Here is a 22,057-nt window from a genome sequence, read left to right as displayed (position 1 = left end):
TATGAAATATATGTATTTTTTACTAAAATAAGTGTCTTATCCAGCTGCTTTTTGAATATCCATCAGCATCATACAATTTACCTTCTAAAGATAAATTTTTAGCGGTTAAAATTCCAACTGAAGTTAACAATCTAAATTGAGAAATAATTCTTTCTTTATCAGCAGTTGCAAAATTTATTCTAGAATCTAGAAGCGCTGCTCGTGATGTAATTACTTCTAAACTTGATCTTGATCCAGATTCGTATTCTTGAGAAATTCCTTCATAAGCCATTTCTGATGCTTTGAGTCTTAATTTTGATAACTCAAAATTACTTAATGCTAACTTATAACTAGACCATGCTGCATACGCATCTTTATCAACTGTATTTTTTGTTGTTTGCAAATCCAGATCAGCTCCATCTAATAAAGCTCTTTTTTGTGAAATAACTGAAGTTTGTTTTCCTCCTTGATAAAGAGGAATTGACGCTTGTGCTTTTGCTACTTGTTGTTTTGTTTTATCAAGAGATGTGGTGTAACCATCATAATCTGTAATATTATAAGAAAGACTAAAAGTAGGAGAAAGTTCAGCAACAGATGACTTATAATCGCTTTCTGCTTTTTTAAGAGAAAACTCCGCAATCTTTAAAATAGGATTATCTTTTTGCAAATAATTAACTGTCTCCTCTAAAGACTTAGGTAAATTTAAAGTTAAGTTTTCAACTTCTTTTAAGTCTACAGGCTCGTAACCTATTGCATTCTTAAAAATTTTTTTAATAATTAAAGAATCATTTTCAGCACTTAACAAATAAGACTGAACTGCTGCAAGTGCACTTTCTGATTGAGCTAAATCAGCTATAGTAATAATTCCTCTATCTAATCTACTTTTGTCCAACTCAACTTGTTTTTCTGATAAATTTAAAATATCTTTAAAAATATCAACTTTATTTTGAGCTAATAACGTTCCTAAATAAGCATCTGCAGACTCTAATAAAACATCCTGTTCAATTTTTTGTAAATTATATCTAGCTATTTGAACTGAGCTCTTTTCTCTTTCATAATTATACATGTCATTAAAATTAAATATCTTTTGCTCTATAGTAAGAGATTTTCCCGTTGTCTGTGCGTTAGTTGATGGAGAGCTTACTCCGGATGCTGTTGTGATTCCTTGATTATCAGTATCACTTTTATAGGCAGAAATAGTTATGGTTGGCTTAAAAGCACTAGAAGCTTGCACTAAATTTTCGTCGACTGCTTTGGCTCTTTCTCGTTCAGCGTTTAATTTTGGATTCTTTAAATAAGCAGAACTTAGAGATTTAACAATATTTTCTTCAGCATAAACATTGTTGCTTAATAAAAAAATAAATAAGAATAAAAATTTTATAAAAATAACCATTAATTTAATATAATTTTCTTAGGTTGATGATTTGGTTTAATAGGCACGATTATATCAGCAAATTTAGGCATATCTATGAGCATTTTTTTAGTTATCCGCTCATAAAACATTATAAATCTTTTTATTTCATTAACAGTCATTATTTTAAGCTTACTAGATCTTTTTTGTATTGAATATTTTATCTTATTTTCTTGCAAAGTTCTCCAGTCTAAAACTTTTTTAAAATTAGGGATTTTTAAATAAATCATTAAATCAATAAAAGAAAATAGATATTTATAATCTTTATTTAAATGTTCGTTAACTTTTTTTCTCCATGTAAACTTTTTGTCTTCTAAAGCTTCTAATTTATTAATTGGTTTTTTTAAATTTTGAAAAATATTTTCAGGTCTAGCACCAACACACCAGCCTTCTAAAATAAATACATCATTATTATTTTTGATCTTATACCAAAACTTTTTAGAAAAACGATCATCAAATGATTTATCAAATTTTGGAATTAAAAAAGTATTATTATCTTTTTTGATAAAATGTTTAAAAAAATTAACTAAAAAATTAATATCATGCGTTCCTGGGACACCCCGCGTTATAAAAAGTTTGTTAATTTTTTTTGATATTCTAATTCTTTCTTTTTTAGTCTTATAAACATCATCGATAGAGACAACGGTTGTTTTTAAATTGTATTTTTTTTCTAAAATTAATTTTAAAAATTGAGAAAATGTAGATTTGCCAGACCCTTGCGCTCCTGAAAGGCCTATAATAATTGGTTTATTTAAATTTATTTTTTTTAAAAAAATAATTTCTGCTAATTTTAAGTATATATTTTTAAAAATTTTATTTAAGTTTTCCTTTATAAAAAGTTTTTTTTTTAATTCATTAAATTCTAAAATTAATTCTTGATTCATTATTAACTAACTTTAGTTTTTCAATGAATTTTCTAAAAAACTTAATCTATCCTGACCCCAAAACATTTCATTTTTATAAATATAAGTAGGAACACCAAACACATTTAGATTAATTGCTTCTTGAGTGTTATCTTCATAAATCTTTTTAATTTTTTCAGACATTGCTAATTTTTTTAAATCATCAAAATTAATTTCTAAATTATTTGCTATTAACTTCATTGTATCCAAATTGGAAATATCGCTCTCTTTAGCCCAGATATGTTCCAATACTTTAAATCCAAAATCCATTTTTTTTCCCATTTCAATACTTGCTATAAGAAAAAGTGCTGGAGTATGAGGATCTTTCGGTGGCCAGAACTTTGGTTTTTTATTAAATTTAATATTCAAATGCGAACTCCACCTATCAAGCTCTACATTTCTATAAAGCTGACGAGATATATGCCTTTGCGGTACAGGAACTCCTCCTGTTGCTGGAAAAACTTTTTCTGCCAAATTAACTGGTTTTTCTATTATTTCAGCTGAATATTTTTTTGAAATCTCTAACAATTTTTTTGTTCCTAAATAAGAATAGGGAGATACAACGCTGTAAAAATATAAAATTTTTTTCATATGTACTTGTATAAACTATTTAAATAAAACCTGTAGTTCTTATGATTGAATTATTTTATTACCCCACACCAAATGGAAGAAAGATCTCTATTTTGCTAGAAGAGCTAGAATTAAAATACAAACTGACAAAAATTGACATAACTAAAAATGAACAATTTTCAGATAAATTTTCAAAAATCAGTCCTTTAAATAAAATACCATTAATTATTGATAGCGGTGAAACTGTGTTCGAATCGGGAGCAATATTAATTTATTTATCAAAAAAAAATAATTTTAAATTTTATCCTCTTCAATATGAAAAAAAAATTAACGAATGGTTAATGGTTCAAGTTAGTTTTGTAGGTCCTATGCTAGGACAGCTTCATTTTTTTCATAAATTCAATAAAGGCAAGAGTGAATTTGCTGAAAATAGATTTTTAGATCTTGCAAAAAAAATCTACGAATATTTAGATAAGCAACTTGAAAAAAATAAATATTTAGCTTGTAATGAATATACTATTGCAGACATCGCCACATTCCCTTGGTTGTGTCGCCACGAATGGCATGATGTGGGTATTAAAAAATATAAAAACCTATCAAGATGGTATGAAGATATTTCTAAAAGAAAAGCTGTTATTAAAGGTTATGATCCTGAAAATTTGGGAGAAAAAATACCACTTATTAGTTAACTGTCAGCGAAAATTTTCTCTTCTCTTTCGTGTCTTTCTTGGGCTTCAACAGTTAAAGTTGCAATTGGTCTAGCCATAAGTCTCTTTAATCCTATTTCCTCTCCAGTCTCTTCGCAATAACCATAAGTATCATCTTTAATTTTTTTAACGGCTTTATCTATCTTAGAAATAAGTTTTTTATTTCTATTTACAGTTCTCATCTCAATGGCTTTTCCTGTTTGTGAAGTTGCTTGATCCACAACATCAGCAGACGTATCGTTATCATCTAATTCATTAAAAAGTATTTTATCATTCTGAAGGGTTAATTCTTTTTTCCAATCCTCAAGAACTCTTCTAAAATATTCTTTATGTTTTGCGCACATGTACTTTTCTTTAGCGCTAGGTGTGTAGTTCTTTGGTAACTTTGTAGCCATCAGGATGGGGGAATATAAGAGCCTTTTTTATAGTGTCAAGTTGCATTGAATCAATTAAATCATCATTAATGATACAACCTAGTAAAGAAAAAAAAATTTTTTATCTATTATGTCTTTACCATCTGATTCTTTGGACGATAGTTCCCTATTTTTCGAATAAAAATTTACCACTAGATATTATTGAAGCGTTGGCTTGGGGACAAGATTTTGATTTAGGCTACAATAAACATCCGCCATTAAGTGCTTGGATACCAGGTCTGCTTTTTAAAATTTTTGCTAATAAAGATTGGGTTTATTATTTATTAAGCCAGTTATTTATTGTTATTTCTTTTATATTTTTATGGAAGGTTTCATCAATTTTCTTAAAGAAAAAAACTGAAATACTTTTATCTGTAATTTCTTTAGAGGGGATTGCTTTTTTCAGTTTTGAAACTCCTCAATTTAACGTGAACATTTGCCAGATACCTTTATGGATAATTACAATATATTTTTTTTGGAAGTGCACAAAAAATAACAAAATGACCGATTGGATTTTTTTAGGTATATTTTCTGCACTAGGATTTTTAACAAAATATATATTTGCATATTTATTATTATCATTATTTGCTTATTTAATTTTTATTTTTTATAAAAAAAATAAATTTAATTTAAATTGTTTGTATGCATTATTAATTTTTATTTTATTAATAACTCCACATTTGCAATGGTTAAAACAAAACGATTTTGTAACTATTCAATACGCACTTAAAAGAGGAGGTTTAAATGATTTTAATATTTACAATCATTTATTAAATCCCGTTAAATTTATAACAAGTCAATTAACAATACTCATCCCATTTTTATTGTTAATTTATTCGTTAGTAGAAAGATTAAAATTAAAATTTTTTTTAAAGGATGAAAAGTTTATTTTTTTAATATTCACTTTTTTACTACCGTTTATATTAATTTTAGTAACCTCGCTTATTACAGGGTCTAAAATAAAAACTATGTGGATGATTCCGTTTTATTCTATGAGTGGAATATTCTTTATATATTTATTTCAAAATCAAATTAATTTTAAAAAAGTAAGAAATTTTAATATATTGTTAATTTTATTTTTAATTTTATCTCCAACTTTATACTCCTTAAGATCAATATATTTTGACAGCAGAACAGGATATGAAGGAAAGAAAATAGCAGCTCAAATTGAGAAAGAATGGAAGCTAGTATCTAGAGATAATATTTCCAATGTAGGATTTTCAGAATGGTATGCTGGAAATTTATCTTATCATTTGAGTAATAGGCCGAAGGTTTTTTTAGAAGAAAAAGATGATTTTTATAAAAAAACTGCTGTCATTATTTCAAAAGATATTGGACCAAACTTATGTAATAAGAAAAATATTAATATTAAAAATATTATGTATAAAAAAATAAGCGATCATGATGTATGCTTTATTTTTTAAATAGATGAAAACTTATAGAATATTAATTCCTGTATTCAATGACTGGGAATCTTTATCGACTCTTTTAAGCAATATTGATGATCTTAAACTTAATGCATTCGGCAATATTAAAATTTTAGTAATCGATGATTGCTCGACAGAAATATTAAATAAAAAAATTAACTTTAATTCATTTAATGATATTGAAATAATTAAGAATGCTAAAAATATTGGACATGGAAAAAGTATTGCTAATGGAATACAATATCTAAGCAATAAAAGTGATTTTGATTACTTAATTGTTATGGATGGCGATGGCGAAGATCGTCCAGAAGAAATAAAACAGTTAATATTAAAGTCTATTGCTTTTCCATTATCAACCATTACCGCAAATCGAATTAAACGCTCCGAGGGTATTTTATTTAAATTTTTCTATATTTTGCACAAAATTTTAACCTTAGTATTAACAGGTCACTCAATAAAATTTGGAAATTTTATGTGCATTCCTAAAAAAGAATTAAGTTCACTATCATCCAACCAGAATCTTTTTGTAAGTTTTTCAGGAACTATTTCTAAATTTATAAAAGACAAGCAACAGATTCCTTCAATACGAGGAATTAGATATCACGGTCCTACCAAAATGAGTTTTTTAAAACTTGTTAGGCACTCTTTATTAATTTTATCTGTTTTTAAATATGAAGTTTTGCTTAGATCGTCATTACTTATGTTTCTATTCGGTATTTTTTCTTTTCTTTATACTAAAAATATTTTTTTAGTACTTATGATCCCTATTGCAGTAATTAATATATTAATTATTTTTACTACTTTTTATCTATACCAAAAAAACACTATTTAACCCCTAGACGCTTATGTATCTGCGTTGAAGAAGTGGTGTATTGAAATACAAAATTTTCATTCGGTCTTGCTCTAGAAAAACACTCTCTTGCTGCTAAAGCCCCCTCATGAAATCCTGAAAGGATTAGCTTAAGCTTTCCTGGATATGTACAAATATCACCCACAGCAAAAATACCTTCTTCATTTGTTTGAAAATTTTTTGTATTAACTGAAATGCATTTATTGTCTAGATTCAGACCCCAATTAGCAATTGGGCCTAATTCCATTTTAAGTCCAAAAAAAGCAATAGCAGAATCTATTTTTAGATTTTCGATTGCATCGCTATTTTTTTGTATATCAATACTTTCTAATTTTTTATCTCCATTAACTCCTTTAAGTTGATAAAAAGTTTTAATTTCAATTTTACCAGATTTTGAAATCTCTTTAATTTTATTTAATGTATGAGGTGCTCCTTTAAAATCATCTCTTCTGTGAATTAAATAAACTTTTTTGGCAATATTTGATAATTCTAAAGTCCAATCTAAAGCTGAGTCACCTCCGCCAAATATAGCAATCGTCTGATCTTTAAATTTAGATTTGTCTTTAACTGAATAATAAAAACCTTTTCCCTCAAACTTTTCAATATCTTTAAGATCTAATTTCCTTGGCTCAAAAGAACCGACTCCACCTGCAATAATAATATTTGGTGTTTCAAAAATTTCATTATCGCTTGTTATAACCTGCCATAATTTATTATTTTTTTTTATTTCATTTACTCGCTGATTAAGATGGAATTGTGCTTTAAAAGGTTCTATTTGATCTAATAAGTTTTTAATTAAACTCTCCCCAGTGCAGTTTGGAATTCCTGGAATATCATAGATTGGTTTATCGGGATAAAGTTCTATGCATTGGCCTCCTATTTTATCCAAGTTATCAATAACGTGTGCATTAAGGCCTAAAATACCGAGTTCAAAAATAGAAAATAATCCAACAGGTCCTGCGCCGATAACGACTGTATCTGTTTTTATAGTCATATTAACTTTGTTTTTCTGGCATTCTAACAACTATACCATCAAGTTCATCCGTAATCATAAGCTGACAACTTAGTCTGCTATTGTTTTTTGGATTTACAACAAAGTCTATCATATCTTGTTCGGATTCCTGAGCCTTTGGTATTTTGTCTATAAATTTTTCATCAACATAAACATGACATGTTGCACATGCGCAGGATCCTCCGCAATCCGCATCAATGCCCGGAATAGAATTCTTTACGGCGCCTTCCATAATTGAATAACCAACAGGCATTTCTATGTGATGCTCTTTTCCACTGAATTCTATATAAATGATTTTTGGCATTAAATTAAAAACTAAGAGTTATATAACAGTGAATTAATGTTTTTGAAATTACAATTTGTTAAAAAAAAATTCTTTTTAAAAGATTCTTTTAAAATATCCAGAGACAGTAAAACAATTGTAAAAGCAATAATAATAAAGTTATCACAAGGTTATAGAAGTGGTTTTGCAGAATGCATCCCCTATAAAAGATATGGTGAGAGTCAGTTAAAAATATTTAATTACCTACTAGAAAAAAATTTTGAAATTACACAACTAATAAGACAAGAAAAATTTGAAGAAATTAAATATTTATCACTTAGGTCAGCATTACAATTGGCTTTTACGCAACTTCACTCAAAAAATATTATAAAACAAAAATTAAAATCCAAATATTTAACTTCAATAACTTTACCTATAACTAATATAAAAAAGCTTAAAAAGATTATTAGTAAATTTAGAAAAATACCCCTTATTAAGATAAAAGTTAATAAAAATAACATTTTAGAAACCACAAAATTTATAAAAAAAAATTGTCCTAAGTCTAAAATTATTATTGATGCTAACGAGGGATTAAATTTTACGTTGCTAAAAAGAATAATTAAAGATTTAGAAAAATTGAATGTAATTATTATTGAACAACCATTTAAATATGGTCAAGATTATAAGCTTAAAAATATAAAAACTAGAATATTATTTTGTGCTGATGAGTCTTTTCATGTCAGTAATAAAAAAAATATTTTAAAATATTATCAAGTTGTTAACTTAAAAATTGATAAATTTGGAGGACTTAATAAAAGTAAAGAAATTATAAAACTTGTTAAAAAAAAAAATAAAAAAATACTTCTAGGATGTATGGTAAGTTCTTCTTTGTCTATTGTCCCTGCTATTTTACTTGCAAAATATTGTGACTTTTTAGATCTCGATGGAGCTTATTTTTTAAATAATGATTTTAAAAAAGGGGTTTCTTATAAGAATGGAAATTTATTTTTAAATAAAAATTTTATATGGCTAAATAAAAAAGGCCCTGAAGAAAATCTTGAGGGCCTTTTTTAAAACTTTGCGGAAACTTTTATAATTTAATAAACAATATAATTATTTGTTTCCCACATTTAAGCTGGATGCAGTTTTGTAAATAACCAATCCAAACAATATTTTATTAATAAAGTCAGCTAAGTTATAAACAAGATTAAGCGTAACCTCATTTGCTGATCCTGTCATATATCCGAAAAGGTAACCTAAAGGATAGACCGCCCAACCAATTGTCACGATCCATTTACAGAATACAAAACAATCTTTTGCGGCGCCTGATAATCTCGCAGCTTCTTTTCCAGCTTCACCAGAAAATATTTCGTATAGAATGAAAATCCATCCACCCATACCAATTATAAATCCTGCGTTCACACCGATATATCCCGCTTCACCAGCGTATCCACCTATTAGCATTACTAATGTTCCAAGTAACAGTCTCCAGAATATTCCTGAGGAAACTTTTTTAACAGCTGAAAGTATAAAATAGAATTCAACCATTAATAATGGAACTGTTAATAGCCAATCAATATATCTAAATACTGTTGGGGAAGTTCCTGTAGTTACCCAAACTTCTCTCATGTACATGTAATGCACAAAAGCAATACCTGTTACTAGACCAGATAGAGTCATTGAAGTTCTCCAAGAAGCTTTTACTGAGTTTCTTTCAATAAAGAAAAAGAAAGTAGAAGCTAGAAGAGCCATTGATATTAACCAGAATGAAATCCCAGTTAAATCATTGGATTGTAAAAGTGCTGTTTTCATTTATTTATTCCCTATTTTTGTTATTTAAGTAATTTAACTTAAGGTAATTCGCAAATTATTGAAAGTTAATAAAATAAAAAAAATCGTTAATTTTAGCGTTTTTTTAAACAATACAACCAATCTTATATGTAAATAATATTAATTCATGACTAATAAAACAGCGATAGTAATAGGATCTGGCTTTGGAGGCATAGCCTCAGCCATAAGATTAAGGGCTATGAATTATGATGTTACCTTAATTGAAAAAAATTCCGACCTAGGAGGAAGAGCAAGAACATTTATTAGAAATGGCTATACCTTTGATGCCGGACCAACGGTAATTACAGCTCCTTATCTATTGGAGGAATTATTTTCTTTATTTAAAAAAGACATCAATAATTATGTAAAAATTATTCCATTAAAAATTTGGTACCAATTCATATTTAGTGATTTATCAAAATTTAATTATTCAAATAATCATGAAGAAAATTTAAGAGAAATATCTAAATTTAATTCAGATGATATTAAAGGCTTTGAAAAACTTATAAAATTTTCAGAAAGAATATTTAATAAAGGTTACTTAGAATTAGCGGATAAGCCTTTTTCAAAATTTACGTTTATGTTGAGGCAAATTCCATCTTTATTAATACTTAAAAGCTATTTTTCTGTTTTCAAACTAGTCTCCAAATTTTTAAAAAATGAAAAATTAAGAAAAATATTTAGTGTTCATCCTCTTTTGGTTGGTGGCAATCCATTTTCAACAACTTCAATATATACATTAATTTTATTTTTAGAAAAAAAATGGGGAGTGCATTATGCGTTAGGTGGAACTGGAAAAATTATTTCTTCATTAGAAAAATTAATGAGCGAAATTGGGATTAAAATTATTAAAAATGATGAAGTGATAAAAATTATAACAGAAAAAAAAAATGTAATAGGTGTAATAACTAAAAATAACCAAATTATTAATTCAGAAATAGTAGTTTGCAATGCTGACCCTCCATTTGTCTATAAGCACTTGTTGGATAAAAAACAAAATAATTTTTTATTTAAAACTAAAATGAAACGAATGGATTACTCTATGGGATTATTTGTTTATTATTTTGGCTCTAAAAAAAAATACAATAATATTGAACATCATAGTATTTATTTTGGAGATTCATATAAAGAATTATTAAATGAAATATTTAATAAAAAAATATTAAACGATGACATAAGTTTTTATTTGCATCGACCTACAGCAACAGATCCTAGTATGGCCCCTCATAATAAAGATTGTTTTTATGTGCTAGTACCGGTGCCAAATAACTTATCAAATATTAAGTGGAGTGAAGAAGCTGAAAAATTTAAACAAGTTATAATAAAAAAACTAAGTTCAACTTTATTGCCGCAAATTGAAGATTACATTGAAGAGGACTTTTATATAACTCCTGATTATTTTGAAACTGAACTAAAAACTCTTCATGGCTCTGGTTTCTCTGTGCAGCCAAAATTTTCACAATCAGCTTATTTTAGATTTCATAATAAATCTGAGATTTATAAAGGTTTATACTTTGTAGGTGCAGGAACACATCCTGGAGCTGGAATTCCAGGAGTTTTATCGTCAGCTAAGATCTTAGATAAAATTATACCGAGAGCAAAATGAGAACTGAACTTTATATAAAACGTCACGGAAAATCATTTTATTGGGCCGGAAAATTTCTAAAAAAAGAGATTATAGACGATTGTTCAATTCTATATGCCTTTTGCAGAGTGGTTGATAATTTAGTAGATGTAAAATCAAATTCTAAAAATAATATAAAAAAATTTATACAAGATTATAAAAGTAAAAATTCAAAAAATTTAGTAATTAATAAGTTTAAGAAAATTGAGTCTAAATATCGAATTCCAAGAAAATATGTAATGGATTTATTTTATGGCGTCAGTTTAGATACAAAAAATGTAAAAATAAAAACAACTAATGAACTTTTAAAATACTCATATTACGTAGCAGGAACTGTTGGTGCTATGATGGCTTATATTTTTAATACAACAAACTCAAAGGCTATCAAACATGCAATTAATTTAGGAATCGCAATGCAACTTACTAATATTTCTCGAGATGTAGTAAAAGATGCAGATTTAAAAAGACTATACTTGCCCAAAAATTTTCTAAAGGAAGATGTAACCCCAGAAGATATTATTAATAATAATTTTAATAAAAAAGATTTATTTTTTGCTATTAAAAAATTAATTATTTTAGCAGACAGATATTATGTTAATGGAAACAGTGGAATAAAATTTCTACCTAAAACAATAAAATTTTCAATTTTTTTAGCAAGCTTATTATATCAAGGCATTGGGAAAAAAATAATTAATCATGATGAAGATGAATATTTTTCAAAACATACTTACTTAAACTTTTTAGAAAAAATTATTATAACAATTAAAGCATTTTATATTTTTGTTATTATTAAGGGGAATTATAAAAATTAATCACTAATGTATAGATTTGATTATATTATTATTGGCGCTGGGTGTTCTGGATTATCGCTGGCTTTTGAAATGAATGTTAATAATCTTTTTGAAAATAAAACATGTGCGATTATCGATAAAAGAGAGAATTTTAATAGAGATAAAATATGGTCTTATTGGGGTGTTGATACACATTCATTTAACGACTGCTTAATTAATAAATGGAATAAATTTATCGTTAAAAATAATAACGAAGAAGTCATATTAAATTGTGAAGATTTTGAATATCAATCGATTGATAGCGGAAAGTTTTATAAAAAAATTTTAGATAATTTATCTACAAACAAGAATGTTAAATTCTTTTTAAATAAATCTATTGATAGAGTTTATGAAAATAACAAGGAAGTAACATTACACTCTGATAATGAAATTTTTAGATCTAATCTGGTATTTAACAGCTCATTAGATAACAAAAGCTCTTTAGAACATGAGCTATTTCAACATTTTTATGGTTGTGAAATTGAATTGAATGAACCCATAAACTTACCGGAATATCCAGTTTTAATGGACTTTAATTGCTCACAAGATAACTGGGTTCACTTTTTTTATACATTGCCAATGGGGATGGGGAAAATTTTTATTGAGAGCACTTGGATATCGGATCAAAAAAACTTTTTAACAACTCGTTACCTATCAGAAATAAATTCTTATATTAAAGACAATTTAAATTATAAAAAAAAATATCAGATCAAATATTCTGAAATGGGATCTATTCCTATGCATCATTATCAAAATAATATTGGCTACAAAAAAATAATACCAATTGGAACTTCTGCTAATCTAACCAGAAAGAGTACTGGTTACACTTTTTTAAATATTCAAAAATCTGTCAAAAAAATAGTATCGGATATATTACAAAATAAAATTGTAAATATATCAAATTTAAATATTAAATATAATTTTCTAGACAATATATTTATTAACGTTCTTTTAGAAAAAAGAAGTGAAATGCGAAACATTTTTTTTAATTTATTTAAAAAAAATAAAACAAAAGATATTGTTAATTTTTTGTCCAACAATAGTAGTTTATATGAAGATTGTAAAATAATTTTTAGTATGCCTAAGTTAATTTTTATAAAAAAATTATTAAAATTATAACTTTATGAAAAAAAATCTTAAGAAATATTTTAGTAAAGTTAATTTTCTGTTCTTTATGTTAGTCGTCTTCTTATTTTTTTTGCAAGATTTAATTAACTTATCTTTGACAAACAAATATCTGATTTGTTTTTTTTTAATTGCTACAATTGGAATGTCGCATGGAGCTTATGATAGTCAAAAAGCCAGAATATTTCTTTATAAAAAAATTAGATTTTCAGAATTATTATTTTATTTAACTTATATCTGCTTAGTTTTAATTGTTTTTTATGCCTGGTATTTAAATCCTAAGATTTCTTTAATTACTTTTTTAATTATTTCCTCGTTTCATTTTGGCAAAGAAGATCTAGAAATTTATACAACTAAAATATCCAAGTTTAATTCATTTATTTTTTTTCTAAAGGGATCCCTAATTATTCTATCGTCTCTATATTTTAAATTTAATGAAACAAATGAAATATTTAATAAACTTCTTTTTACAAAGGAATTTACTTTAATCTCAAATAATCTTGTTAATATATTACTGCCAATTAATCTTTTATTACAATTTATATTTTATTTATCTGTTCTTTTTAAAAAAAAAATTTCTTACACAGATATGTGTATTATTATTTTTGAGATTTTTTTAACTCTAATAATTTTTAATTTGTTTAATATAATTGTCGCCTTTACTTTATATTTTTGCTTTGTACATTCGCTCAAAAATATTCTTGTTATTGCTAGTGAATTAAACTCTAATATTTTTATCGGAATAAAAACTTTTATATTTAGAAGTCTGCCTATAACTATTATTGTATCCTTGGCTCTGTCTATAAGTTTATATGTTTTTTCCAATTTTGATATATTTGAGGACGTAATTCAAAAAATTATTTTTATTGCACTTGCTTCAGTAACACTACCGCACATTGTCCTTCATTATTTTTTGGATGCCTAATTTAAAATTCTAAAGGCTTTCCCAATTTAGTATCAAGAATTTTTTTATCCCAAGAGGCAACTTTTCCATTTACAACTGTTCCAACTGGAAATCCCTTAACTGTTTTGTTATTAAATGATGTCCATCCACATCTACTTGCGATCCAATCATTAGTAATTTTGAAATTTAGATTCATGTCAATTATGGTTAGATCTGCATAATAACCTTCTTTAATTTCTCCCCTTTTTTTTATATTAAAAATTTTACAAGGATTGATACTTATAAGTTCGACTAGTTTTTGTAATGTAAGTTTTTTATTATTTACATGATCTAACATAATCGGAAGCATGGTTTGAACTCCTGTTAAGCCAGAAGGGCTTTCGGGATATGGTTTTTGTTTTTCTTTCAATGTATGGGGAGCATGATCAGATCCAAGTACATCAATTGTACCATCTAATAATCCTTTCCATAAAACATCTTGATGATCTTTTGTTCTAATTGGAGGATTCATTTGAGCTAAGGTTCCAAGTTGTTCATAACAGTCTGGTGCAAATAAAGTTAAAAATTGAGGGGTTGTTTCAACCGTTGCATATTTTTTATTATTCGACAAAAATTCTATTTCTTCTTTGGATGACACGTGTAAAATATGTATTCTTTTTTTATGCTTATTTGCAAAAGCTACTACTTTTTTAGTGGAAGTAATTGCAACTTCAGAATCCCTCCAGATAGAATGTGTCTTTACATTTCCGTTCTCAATTAATGATTTTTTCTTTTCTAACAGATCATTGTCTTCTGAATGAATCGAGACAATTCTTGGGCTTATTCTAATAACCTCTTCAATTGCCTCATCTTTAGTAACAAGCAATGTTCCAGTGGACGATCCTACGAACATTTTAATCCCACAGCATCCCTCTAAATTAATAGTCTGTTTAATTAGTTCAAAATTATTTTCTGTTGCTCCAAAATAAAATGCATAATTGCAATACATTCTATTTTTTGCTCGGTCTAATTTTTCTTGAAATCTTTCAAAATTATCAGTGGTTGGATTGGTATTTGGCATTTCAAAAATAGCTGTTATTCCTCCTAAAATTGCGGCCTTACTTCCGCTTTCTAAATCTTCTTTATCGGGATTGCCTGGTTCTCTAAAATGAACTTGGGTATCTATTGCACCTGGAATAATTGTAAGACCTTTTGCATCAAGAATTTTGTCGCCACTTTCGTTGATTGTGCCTATCTTAATAATTTTATTATCTTTAATTCCAATATCTGTTTGGGTGAGATTATTATTTATAAAACAATTGCCGTTTTTTATAATTAAATCATATATATTGGGCATCTAAAAATTTAATACACCAAAGTAGCTAAACGTACAATAATGGAAACTGAAAAAGCTTATGTAGCCTCCAAAGGTTTTATCAGTGTTTCAGGAATTGATAGTCCTGACTTTCTTCAAAATATTATCTCTAATGACATTAAAAAAGTAACTGACAATAATTGTATATTTGCATCATTATTAACGCCACAAGGAAAATTTCTATTTGAATTCATAATTTTAAAAAGAGAAAAATCTTATTTAATTGAATGCAATGAAGAGCTAACCAAGGATTTATTTAATAAGCTCAATAGTTATATATTAAGATCTAAAGTCGAAATTAAAATTGAAAAAAATTTAACTAGTATTGATATCCCTTTTTTAAAATTTAAAGAGCTAAACTTTAACAATTTAAATTTAATTAACTATAAAACTTACTTAATTTTTGAAGATCCGAGAATTAAAAATACTTTAGCAAGAGCAGTTATTAAACAATCTAAAATTAAAGACTTTCTAAATGATTTAAATATTGAAGTATCAAATGAAAAATATTTATTTGAAGGAAAACTTTTTAAATTAGGAATTCCTTCTAAAGATATTAATAAATTGCAAAATCAAATATTTTCTCTTGAGGCAAATTTTCAAGAGTTAAATGGAATTGATCAAAAAAAAGGATGTTATATAGGCCAAGAAAACACCGCAAGAATGAATCTGAAAAACAAAGTTAATAAAAGATTATTTGCAATAAAAATTATTTCCGGTGAAGTTAAAGAGAATCAAAAAATAACTATAGAGAATGAAGAAATTGGAAAAATTATAATTGATGGTCAATTTCCTTTTGCAATTATTAAAATAAACAAAGAAAATAAAAACTCTTTAATGAACAAAGAATTAAAAACTGAAACTTCTACTATAGAACTTAATTTACCTAATTGGTTATAATTTTATATTAACTAAAAAAAATTCCAAAAGTTATAAAGAATAAAGAAACTATACCAAGTCCGCCGGAGCACCAAAATAATATTGCAACTCCAGTCACAACCGAAGCTGAAGCTATAACTATCGCAACTTGTAATAATCCAGATGCAATTTCAAGTCGATGATATTTTTTTAGAACAACATCTCTTTCATGCTCGGCCTGTTTTGCTTTTTCCATCAGTTCAGCTTTTCCATCTCCCGTTGCGGGTTCCGAATCATAACGCACAATATCCTTATCCCATCTTTGAATAGCTTCTTTAGTTTTGTCATCATTTTTTCCAATAATATTAACTATGTCTTTGGAATTTTTCATGCTGGATTGGCGAATATTTTTTGACTGATAAAAAGCCCAAAGATCTGAAGACTTCATTTGCAGGATTAAAACTTCTGTTTGATACGACTTGCTAATAGTTTCAGAGATTGCAAGAAAAAGAGCTAACACTGCTATTAATAGCGCAATTTTTTTATTATTAGAATTATGTTGTATTTCGTGACTTGCTCCTGACATATTTAACTTATTATAATATTTGAAACATTTGAAAAGATAAAAATTTAAATGTTTTAGCTAATTTAAGTATAATTATACTATAATAAATTATTAAAAATTTATGAGTTCTTCGTTAGAATTTACAAAAGAAATTGAAAAAAATACTGCAAGCATTTACCAAAAAATAAAATCTGTAGTGCCAGAATTAGAATGGCCACTATATGCTCCTTATATTTATAAAATTAATGAGCTTAAAAAGAACAAGAATGCAGTTATTTTAGCACATAACTATCAAACTCCAGAAATTTACCATGGCGTTGCCGATATTGTTGGCGACTCCTTAACTTTAGCAATTGAAGCTGGAAAAACTGAAGCAGATATTATCATTATGGCCGGCGTTCACTTTATGGCAGAGACTGCAAAAATAATGTCTCCTAATAAAAAAGTTCTTATTCCAGATATGGACGCTGGATGTTCCCTTGCTGAATCTATTACTGCCGAAGATGTGAGAAAATTAAAAAGAAAATACCCAGGGGTTCCAGTAGTTACTTATGTAAATACATCTGCTGAAGTTAAAGCCGAAACAGATGTCTGCTGTACTTCAGCTAATGGAGTAAAAGTAGTTGAATCTTTAGGAGTAAAAGAAGTTATATTTTTACCTGATGTCTATCTTGCAAAGTATGTCGCCTCACAAACTAAAGTTAAAATTATTCCCTGGCATGGTAAGTGTATGGTTCATGAACAGTTTACAGCTGAAGAATTAAATCAACTAAGAAAAAGTTATCCTGACTTAGTAATTGTCTCCCATCCTGAATGTCCTCCTGATGTTATTAAAGCTTCCGATTTTACCGGATCAACTTCTGGAATGATTCAATATGTAAAAAATAGCAAACCTAAAAATGTATTTTTAGTTACAGAATGTTCTATGAGCGACAACGTCCAAGTTGAAAATCCAGGAACAAATTTTGTTAGGCCGTGCAATTTATGTCCACATATGAAAAAAATACAATTACCAAAAATCTACGATTGTCTAATGAACGAAACAAATGAAGTTTTAATTGATAAATCTATTATAGATAAAGCAAGACTTCCTATTGAGCGTATGATTAAAGTGGGTCGCCAATCTAGTCTTGCCTAATGGAAAGTTTACACACTACTGACGTTATTGTTGTTGGATCAGGAATTTCTGGATTAATGACTGCAATATGTCTTTATCCTAGAAAAGTTACTTTAATTTCTAAAAAGAAATTAGGTGAAGCTTCATCAAGCGCTTGGGCGCAAGGAGGAATTGCTGCTGCAGTTGGCAAAGATGATAGTCCAAAAATTCACTTTGAAGACACCATTAAAGCAAGCTCAGGATTAAGTGATGAAAAAATTGTTAAAATTATAACTGAAGAAGCTGCATCTATTATTAAGTTTCTAGAAGAAAAAGGAGTTAATTTTGACAAAGATCATCTTAAAAATTTTTTAATGTCTCAAGAAGCCGCTCATACAAGACGAAGGGTATTAAAAGTAAACGGTGATAGCTCAGGAAGAGAAATTATAAAAACTTTAATAAATAATATTCAAAAATTAGAGAATATTACAATTCTAGAAGATGTAACCATTGATGAAATTATAACAGAAAATAATAGAGTTATTGGTTTAATTGGTCGTCATGTTGGAAAAAATATAGTTAATAATTTTACATTTTTTAAAACACCCAATGTTGTTCTTGCAACCGGGGGTCTTGGTAGTATTTACGAACACACAACAAATCCTAGAGATATTTATGGTGAAGGAATTGCTATGGCAGCTCGTGCTGGCGCTGTTCTTTCTGATATGGAATTTGTTCAATTCCATCCAACAGGAATGGATGTTGGTCTTGATCCAACGCCACTGTTAACAGAAGCGCTGAGAGGAGATGGTGCTAAGGTGGTTGATGAGAATGATAATGAATTTATGAAGTTAGTACACCCAAGCGGCGATCTTGCTCCTCGTGATATTGTTGCTCGTGAACTACAAAGATTAAAGGATCTTGGCCATTCAACATTTTTAGATTGTAGAAAATTCTCAAATGAGCAATTACAAACTATGTTTCCAAGTGCTTATAATTTTTTGAAAAAAGCTAATATTGATTTTACTAAAGAAAAGATACCTGTAACTCCTGCGGCTCATTATCATATGGGCGGTATCTTTGTTGATGAAAACGGAAAATCCTCCATTAAAGGTCTTTGGGCTTGCGGAGAAGTCTCTTCAACGGGAGCTCATGGCGCAAATAGACTTGCTTCTAATTCTTTACTTGAAGCTTTTGTTTTTGGAAAAAGAATAGCAAACTCTATTAATTCAGAAGTGCTTAATAATACTGAAGATAAAAAAATTAATTTTCAAAAGTATTTACCAAAAGAAAAAACATCATCAAGAATTAGAGCAAAAAAATATATTTGGCAGCTTAGAAATATTATGAGTGATTTAGTAGGTGTTTATAGAAATGAACAAAAACTTAGAAAGGCATTTATTGAAATTGACAGAATAGAAAGAGAAGCAAAAGATTTATCTGCTAAACTTAAGGATATGATTTTAGTATCAAGATTAATAACTTATTCAGCATACTTAAGAAAAGAAAGCAGAGGAGCTCACTTTAGAAGCGATTATCCAAAATCAGATAACAAATTTTTGTTTAGAAGACAAATTACGCTAAAAGAAATGTTAGAATTCCTAAATAAAAAAGAATACATAGAAAAAGTCGCTTAAATACATGTCTAAATCAAAACTTATTACTAGCGGTTATATTAAGAGTATTGTCGGCGCAGCACTATTTGAGGATCAAGCTCAAAAAGACATTACGACTGATCTTTTAGTTAATAAAAATTCCATTACCTCAGCCAAAATTGTTGCAAATGAAGATGGAATTATTGGTGGATTAGATTTTGCAGAAGAATCTTTTAAACAAATTGATAAAAAAACAAAATTTAAAAGAAAACTTCAAGAAGGAGCTCATATAAAAAAAAATGATGTTATTGCAGAAATTAAAGGACTAACAGGTTCTATTTTAAAATCAGAAAGAACTGCGATTAATTTTTTAGGTTTAATCTCAGGAATTGCAACAAAGACCAACTACTATGTTAATTTAGTAAAAGAATATAAAACTAAGATTTGCTGTACTAGAAAAACTCTACCTACTTTAAGGGTCATTCAAAAATACGCTGTCGCTTTAGGGGGTGGGACTAATAACAGATTAAATTTATTTGATGAAATTTTTATTAAAGATAATCATATATCAGCCTCTCAAAATATATTTGATCTTGTTCAGAACGCTTTAAGATTAAATAGAAACGGAAAAATTATAACAGTAGAGGTGGATACCATAAGTCAATTAGAGTTAATTCAAATGCTTAATTTTAATAGATTATTACTGGATAACATGAAGCCAGATGAAATTAAAAAAGCTTTAACGCTTGTTGGAAATAAATATGAAACTGAAGCTTCGGGTAATATCAATGAAAAAAATATTATCGACTATGCTAAAACAGGCGTTAACAGAATTTCCATTGGAAGATTAACACACAGTCCTCAAAATTTAGATATTTCGCTAAACTTCTAATCAAATTTAATTTTAGCAATCAAAATTAATAATGCTAAAAAAAACGTAATAATATTTGCAATTATTATTGGTAAATTATCTGATAATATTCCATAAATTAACCAACCTACAATTCCGGTCGTAAATACCACGAACATTAACAAAGAAATATCTTTGGTACTTTTAGTTTTCCAAACTTTATAAGCCTGAGGAACAAAAGCAATTGTTGTGCAAAAACCAGAGAAGAAACCAATATATATTACGTACGGTTCCATTAATTAATCAAACTAAAATCTTTTTTACTAACAATACTTTGAACTCCAAAAAAATTTAATAAGGTGTGAGGAATATAGTCGTGCGTTACTTGTTTGCTGGTCAAACTTTTAGTTTTTGCAAGATTAATATTTTTATTTTTAACAATTTTATCTGAAAGCCATAAAATCATCGCAAAGTTTCTTTGTTCTTTTGGTGCAATAGTTTTTGGAAGACCGTGCAAATAAATACCATTTTCTCCTAAAGACTCACCATGATCAGAGGCATAAAGAAGAAATGTATTATAATCTTTTTTGTCTTTTAGAATTTCTATCAATCTTGAAAGTACGTAATCTGTATAAACAATCGTATTATCAAAAGCATTATTTAAGTCTTCTTTACTACAGTTTTGAGGTGTGTCGTTGTTGCAGAATGGTTTAAATTTAGCAAACTTTTCTGGATATCTTTTATAATATCTTGGTCCGTGTGAACCCATTGTATGGAGAACGATTAATAAATTGCCTTTATTATCTTTTAAAATTTTATTTGTAGTGTCAAATAATATTTCATCATAGTTATTGTTTTTATCTTCACCTTGAGAATTTTTAATAAGATCAATAGATTCAATTCTAGTGCATACATTCTTACAGCTTGAATTATTATTTACCCAAACCGTTTTAACTCCAGCAAACGATAGAACGTCCAAAACGTTACTTTCATTCTTAGCTTTTGCTTGGGTAAAATTCTTTTCTCCATTTAAATAAAACATACAAGGAACTGAATAAGCTGTAGCAGTTCCACAAGACAATGTGTTCTTAAAGCTGATAACGCTTTTATTTTTAAGATAAGGATTTGTTTCTTTTTGATATCCGTTTAATGAAAATCTATCTGCCCTTGCAGTTTCACCCACAACCATTATTCCAATAGTCTTCTTTTCAGATTTTAATAATTTTGCATCCTCACCTAATTTAACAAATTTACCTTGGCTAACTAAAGAACTTTTAGTTAAGCGATAAGCTGAATTTAAAGTGTATAAAGGAGTAATATGCTGATTAAGTGTATTATTTTCTCTTACAATAAAACTGACTTGCTTAAAATTAATAAAAGTTAAAGCAGCTACAACGGCAAGGGTCCCTAAAATTAAAGATCCTCTTATTAATAAATCTTTTTTCAAATAACCATATTCAATCTGAATAAAATAAATAACAATACTTGGAATGATCCCTAAAAATAAAACATGAGTAAAAAATCCAACAGACATCAAATCCATCGCTTCCTTAACATCAGTTTGAAGAGTGTTAACGATCATTTGTTCATCAACAGTCACCCCAAATTGCTGATTATAAAAACTTAAAATAGACGAGAGTATAATTAAAAAAATAGCTAGTGGCTTAAGGGTGTATTTTTGTCCAAAAACTAATAATAAAATTGAGACAGTTGAAATAATTGCAATAATAATAGCAAAGAAAAAATAGATAGAAGAAAAATTTGAAAATCCAATATTACCATAAAGGATCTTGAAAAATTTTAAATTATAAACAAAAGTGATAAAAAGAGAGAGAAAAAATATGAAATAGTAAAATTTAATTTTTTTTTTAAAAAAAAACATTTAATTGCTCT

23 protein-coding genes are annotated in these 22,057 nt (G+C 27.4%); 12 read left to right on the top strand and 11 right to left on the bottom strand.

Annotated elements, in window-relative coordinates:
* Nucleotides 1–22 precede the first annotated feature (22 nt).
* From AC8IG9_RS03065 to AC8IG9_RS03055, 3 genes are read right to left on the bottom strand one after another with little or no spacing between them, the layout of a single operon-like run.
* On the bottom strand, nt 23–1,372 hold the full coding sequence (locus tag AC8IG9_RS03065) for a TolC family protein (protein ID WP_507425353.1): 1,350 nt from the start codon (nt 1,370–1,372) through the stop codon (nt 23–25).
* Nucleotides 1,372–2,274 (bottom strand): P-loop NTPase fold protein, encoded by a 903-nt coding sequence (locus AC8IG9_RS03060; protein WP_507425352.1) that lies wholly within the window; start codon nt 2,272–2,274, stop codon nt 1,372–1,374. Before AC8IG9_RS03060 ends, AC8IG9_RS03065 begins: the two co-directional genes overlap by 1 nt.
* A gap of 12 nt (nt 2,275–2,286) precedes the next feature.
* Entirely contained in the window at nt 2,287–2,883 is a 597-nt protein-coding gene (locus tag AC8IG9_RS03055) for a 2-hydroxychromene-2-carboxylate isomerase (protein WP_507425351.1), read from the bottom strand.
* 41 nt (nt 2,884–2,924) lie between these two features.
* On the opposite strand from AC8IG9_RS03055, the gene AC8IG9_RS03050 reads away from it, so the two are divergent.
* Entirely contained in the window at nt 2,925–3,551 is a 627-nt protein-coding gene (locus tag AC8IG9_RS03050) for a glutathione S-transferase family protein (protein ID WP_507425350.1), read from the top strand.
* Here AC8IG9_RS03050 and dksA read toward each other — a convergent pair.
* Nucleotides 3,548–3,964, bottom strand: coding sequence for an RNA polymerase-binding protein DksA (gene dksA, locus AC8IG9_RS03045; protein ID WP_017971965.1), 417 nt, complete (start codon nt 3,962–3,964; stop codon nt 3,548–3,550). The two genes, AC8IG9_RS03050 and dksA, sit on opposite strands and share 4 nt — an antisense overlap.
* Nucleotides 3,965–3,996: 32 nt before the next feature.
* On the opposite strand from dksA, the gene AC8IG9_RS03040 reads away from it, so the two are divergent.
* Both AC8IG9_RS03040 and AC8IG9_RS03035 read left to right on the top strand, forming a co-directional pair.
* The gene (locus tag AC8IG9_RS03040; protein WP_507425349.1) at nt 3,997–5,406 is read left to right on the top strand and encodes a glycosyltransferase family 39 protein; all 1,410 of its coding nucleotides are present in this window, start codon (nt 3,997–3,999) and stop codon (nt 5,404–5,406) included.
* 4 nt (nt 5,407–5,410) lie between these two features.
* On the top strand, nt 5,411–6,241 hold the full coding sequence (locus AC8IG9_RS03035) for a glycosyltransferase (protein WP_507425348.1): 831 nt from the start codon (nt 5,411–5,413) through the stop codon (nt 6,239–6,241).
* On the opposite strand, the gene AC8IG9_RS03030 is transcribed toward AC8IG9_RS03035, so the two are convergent.
* On the bottom strand, nt 6,234–7,253 hold the full coding sequence (locus AC8IG9_RS03030) for an NAD(P)/FAD-dependent oxidoreductase (protein ID WP_507425347.1): 1,020 nt from the start codon (nt 7,251–7,253) through the stop codon (nt 6,234–6,236). The genes AC8IG9_RS03035 and AC8IG9_RS03030 overlap by 8 nt on opposite strands.
* Nucleotide 7,254: 1 nt before the next feature.
* On the bottom strand, nt 7,255–7,575 hold the full coding sequence (locus tag AC8IG9_RS03025; protein ID WP_507425346.1) for a 2Fe-2S iron-sulfur cluster-binding protein: 321 nt from the start codon (nt 7,573–7,575) through the stop codon (nt 7,255–7,257).
* Between the two features lie 36 nt (nt 7,576–7,611).
* On the opposite strand from AC8IG9_RS03025, the gene AC8IG9_RS03020 reads away from it, so the two are divergent.
* A complete protein-coding gene (locus tag AC8IG9_RS03020; protein ID WP_507425345.1) occupies nt 7,612–8,607 on the top strand; it encodes an enolase C-terminal domain-like protein in 996 nt (331 codons plus the stop codon).
* Nucleotides 8,608–8,646: 39 nt separating this feature from the next.
* Here AC8IG9_RS03020 and AC8IG9_RS03015 read toward each other — a convergent pair whose 3' ends face one another.
* Nucleotides 8,647–9,345 (bottom strand): bacteriorhodopsin-like, encoded by a 699-nt coding sequence (locus AC8IG9_RS03015; RefSeq protein WP_507425344.1) that lies wholly within the window; start codon nt 9,343–9,345, stop codon nt 8,647–8,649.
* Between the two features lie 145 nt (nt 9,346–9,490).
* Between AC8IG9_RS03015 and crtI the strand changes: the two genes are divergently transcribed.
* From crtI to AC8IG9_RS02995, 4 genes are read left to right on the top strand one after another with little or no spacing between them, the layout of a single operon-like run.
* The gene (gene crtI, locus AC8IG9_RS03010; RefSeq protein WP_507425343.1) at nt 9,491–10,969 is read left to right on the top strand and encodes a phytoene desaturase family protein; all 1,479 of its coding nucleotides are present in this window, start codon (nt 9,491–9,493) and stop codon (nt 10,967–10,969) included.
* Entirely contained in the window at nt 10,966–11,799 is an 834-nt protein-coding gene (locus AC8IG9_RS03005; RefSeq protein ID WP_507425342.1) for a phytoene/squalene synthase family protein, read from the top strand. Before crtI ends, AC8IG9_RS03005 begins: the two co-directional genes overlap by 4 nt.
* A 6-nt stretch (nt 11,800–11,805) precedes the next feature.
* Nucleotides 11,806–12,936: a lycopene cyclase family protein gene (locus AC8IG9_RS03000; protein ID WP_507425341.1), complete on the top strand. Its 1,131-nt coding sequence runs from the start codon at nt 11,806–11,808 to the stop codon at nt 12,934–12,936.
* Between the two features lie 4 nt (nt 12,937–12,940).
* Nucleotides 12,941–13,867, top strand: a complete 927-nt coding sequence (locus AC8IG9_RS02995) for a Brp/Blh family beta-carotene 15,15'-dioxygenase (protein ID WP_507425340.1) — start codon at nt 12,941–12,943, stop codon at nt 13,865–13,867.
* A gap of 1 nt (nt 13,868) precedes the next feature.
* Here the strand turns inward: AC8IG9_RS02995 and AC8IG9_RS02990 are convergent, their stop codons facing one another.
* On the bottom strand, nt 13,869–15,182 hold the full coding sequence (locus AC8IG9_RS02990) for a dihydroorotase (RefSeq protein WP_507425339.1): 1,314 nt from the start codon (nt 15,180–15,182) through the stop codon (nt 13,869–13,871).
* A 39-nt stretch (nt 15,183–15,221) separates the two neighbouring features.
* Here AC8IG9_RS02990 and ygfZ point away from each other — a divergent pair, with 39 nt between their 5' ends.
* Nucleotides 15,222–16,100 carry a CAF17-like 4Fe-4S cluster assembly/insertion protein YgfZ gene (ygfZ, locus tag AC8IG9_RS02985; RefSeq protein WP_507425338.1) on the top strand — a complete coding sequence of 293 codons (879 nt, stop codon included), beginning with the start codon at nt 15,222–15,224 and terminating at the stop codon, nt 16,098–16,100.
* Between the two features lie 7 nt (nt 16,101–16,107).
* On the opposite strand, the gene AC8IG9_RS02980 is transcribed toward ygfZ, so the two are convergent.
* Nucleotides 16,108–16,644 (bottom strand): DUF4337 domain-containing protein, encoded by a 537-nt coding sequence (locus AC8IG9_RS02980; protein WP_507425337.1) that lies wholly within the window; start codon nt 16,642–16,644, stop codon nt 16,108–16,110.
* A 100-nt stretch (nt 16,645–16,744) separates the two neighbouring features.
* On the opposite strand from AC8IG9_RS02980, the gene nadA reads away from it, so the two are divergent.
* Genes nadA through nadC form a run of 3 tightly spaced genes read left to right on the top strand, consistent with a single transcriptional unit; the run spans nt 16,745 to nt 20,206 of the window.
* Nucleotides 16,745–17,761 carry a quinolinate synthase NadA gene (nadA, locus tag AC8IG9_RS02975; RefSeq protein WP_507425336.1) on the top strand — a complete coding sequence of 339 codons (1,017 nt, stop codon included), beginning with the start codon at nt 16,745–16,747 and terminating at the stop codon, nt 17,759–17,761.
* Nucleotides 17,761–19,356, top strand: a complete 1,596-nt coding sequence (locus AC8IG9_RS02970; RefSeq protein ID WP_507425335.1) for an L-aspartate oxidase — start codon at nt 17,761–17,763, stop codon at nt 19,354–19,356. The genes nadA and AC8IG9_RS02970 overlap by 1 nt, the downstream gene beginning before the upstream one ends.
* Nucleotides 19,357–19,360: 4 nt before the next feature.
* Complete coding sequence (gene nadC / locus AC8IG9_RS02965; RefSeq protein ID WP_507425334.1) at nt 19,361–20,206, top strand: carboxylating nicotinate-nucleotide diphosphorylase; 846 nt, start codon at nt 19,361–19,363, stop codon at nt 20,204–20,206.
* On the opposite strand, the gene AC8IG9_RS02960 is transcribed toward nadC, so the two are convergent.
* Both AC8IG9_RS02960 and AC8IG9_RS02955 read right to left on the bottom strand, forming a co-directional pair.
* Nucleotides 20,203–20,460: a SemiSWEET transporter gene (locus AC8IG9_RS02960; protein WP_017971983.1), complete on the bottom strand. Its 258-nt coding sequence runs from the start codon at nt 20,458–20,460 to the stop codon at nt 20,203–20,205. The two genes, nadC and AC8IG9_RS02960, sit on opposite strands and share 4 nt — an antisense overlap.
* Nucleotides 20,460–22,046 carry a phosphoethanolamine transferase gene (locus tag AC8IG9_RS02955; RefSeq protein ID WP_507425333.1) on the bottom strand — a complete coding sequence of 529 codons (1,587 nt, stop codon included), beginning with the start codon at nt 22,044–22,046 and terminating at the stop codon, nt 20,460–20,462. Before AC8IG9_RS02955 ends, AC8IG9_RS02960 begins: the two co-directional genes overlap by 1 nt.
* Nucleotides 22,047–22,057: the final 11 nt, after the last annotated feature.

Source organism: Candidatus Allofontibacter sp. (assembly GCF_040404065.1).
Taxonomy (GTDB): domain Bacteria; phylum Pseudomonadota; class Alphaproteobacteria; order Pelagibacterales; family Pelagibacteraceae; genus Fontibacterium.
This window is presented reverse-complemented; position numbering and strand designations above follow the sequence as displayed.

Excerpts from the sequence above, each read along its gene's own strand:
- AC8IG9_RS03065 (WP_507425353.1), bottom strand. The coding sequence starts at position 1,372 with ATGGTTATTTTTATAAAATTTTTATTCTTATTTATTTTTTTATTAAGC.
- AC8IG9_RS03060 (WP_507425352.1), bottom strand. The coding sequence starts at position 2,274 with ATGAATCAAGAATTAATTTTAGAATTTAATGAATTAAAAAAAAAACTT.
- AC8IG9_RS03055 (WP_507425351.1), bottom strand. The coding sequence starts at position 2,883 with ATGAAAAAAATTTTATATTTTTACAGCGTTGTATCTCCCTATTCTTAT.
- AC8IG9_RS03050 (WP_507425350.1), top strand. The coding sequence starts at position 2,925 with ATGATTGAATTATTTTATTACCCCACACCAAATGGAAGAAAGATCTCT.
- dksA (WP_017971965.1), bottom strand. The coding sequence starts at position 3,964 with ATGGCTACAAAGTTACCAAAGAACTACACACCTAGCGCTAAAGAAAAG.
- AC8IG9_RS03035 (WP_507425348.1), top strand. The coding sequence starts at position 5,411 with ATGAAAACTTATAGAATATTAATTCCTGTATTCAATGACTGGGAATCT.
- AC8IG9_RS03030 (WP_507425347.1), bottom strand. The coding sequence starts at position 7,253 with ATGACTATAAAAACAGATACAGTCGTTATCGGCGCAGGACCTGTTGGA.
- AC8IG9_RS03025 (WP_507425346.1), bottom strand. The coding sequence starts at position 7,575 with ATGCCAAAAATCATTTATATAGAATTCAGTGGAAAAGAGCATCACATA.
- AC8IG9_RS03020 (WP_507425345.1), top strand. The coding sequence starts at position 7,612 with ATGTTTTTGAAATTACAATTTGTTAAAAAAAAATTCTTTTTAAAAGAT.
- AC8IG9_RS03015 (WP_507425344.1), bottom strand. The coding sequence starts at position 9,345 with ATGAAAACAGCACTTTTACAATCCAATGATTTAACTGGGATTTCATTC.
- crtI (WP_507425343.1), top strand. The coding sequence starts at position 9,491 with ATGACTAATAAAACAGCGATAGTAATAGGATCTGGCTTTGGAGGCATA.
- AC8IG9_RS03005 (WP_507425342.1), top strand. The coding sequence starts at position 10,966 with ATGAGAACTGAACTTTATATAAAACGTCACGGAAAATCATTTTATTGG.
- AC8IG9_RS03000 (WP_507425341.1), top strand. The coding sequence starts at position 11,806 with ATGTATAGATTTGATTATATTATTATTGGCGCTGGGTGTTCTGGATTA.
- AC8IG9_RS02995 (WP_507425340.1), top strand. The coding sequence starts at position 12,941 with ATGAAAAAAAATCTTAAGAAATATTTTAGTAAAGTTAATTTTCTGTTC.
- AC8IG9_RS02990 (WP_507425339.1), bottom strand. The coding sequence starts at position 15,182 with ATGCCCAATATATATGATTTAATTATAAAAAACGGCAATTGTTTTATA.
- ygfZ (WP_507425338.1), top strand. The coding sequence starts at position 15,222 with ATGGAAACTGAAAAAGCTTATGTAGCCTCCAAAGGTTTTATCAGTGTT.
- AC8IG9_RS02980 (WP_507425337.1), bottom strand. The coding sequence starts at position 16,644 with ATGTCAGGAGCAAGTCACGAAATACAACATAATTCTAATAATAAAAAA.
- nadA (WP_507425336.1), top strand. The coding sequence starts at position 16,745 with ATGAGTTCTTCGTTAGAATTTACAAAAGAAATTGAAAAAAATACTGCA.
- AC8IG9_RS02970 (WP_507425335.1), top strand. The coding sequence starts at position 17,761 with ATGGAAAGTTTACACACTACTGACGTTATTGTTGTTGGATCAGGAATT.
- nadC (WP_507425334.1), top strand. The coding sequence starts at position 19,361 with ATGTCTAAATCAAAACTTATTACTAGCGGTTATATTAAGAGTATTGTC.
- AC8IG9_RS02960 (WP_017971983.1), bottom strand. The coding sequence starts at position 20,460 with ATGGAACCGTACGTAATATATATTGGTTTCTTCTCTGGTTTTTGCACA.
- AC8IG9_RS02955 (WP_507425333.1), bottom strand. The coding sequence starts at position 22,046 with ATGTTTTTTTTTAAAAAAAAAATTAAATTTTACTATTTCATATTTTTT.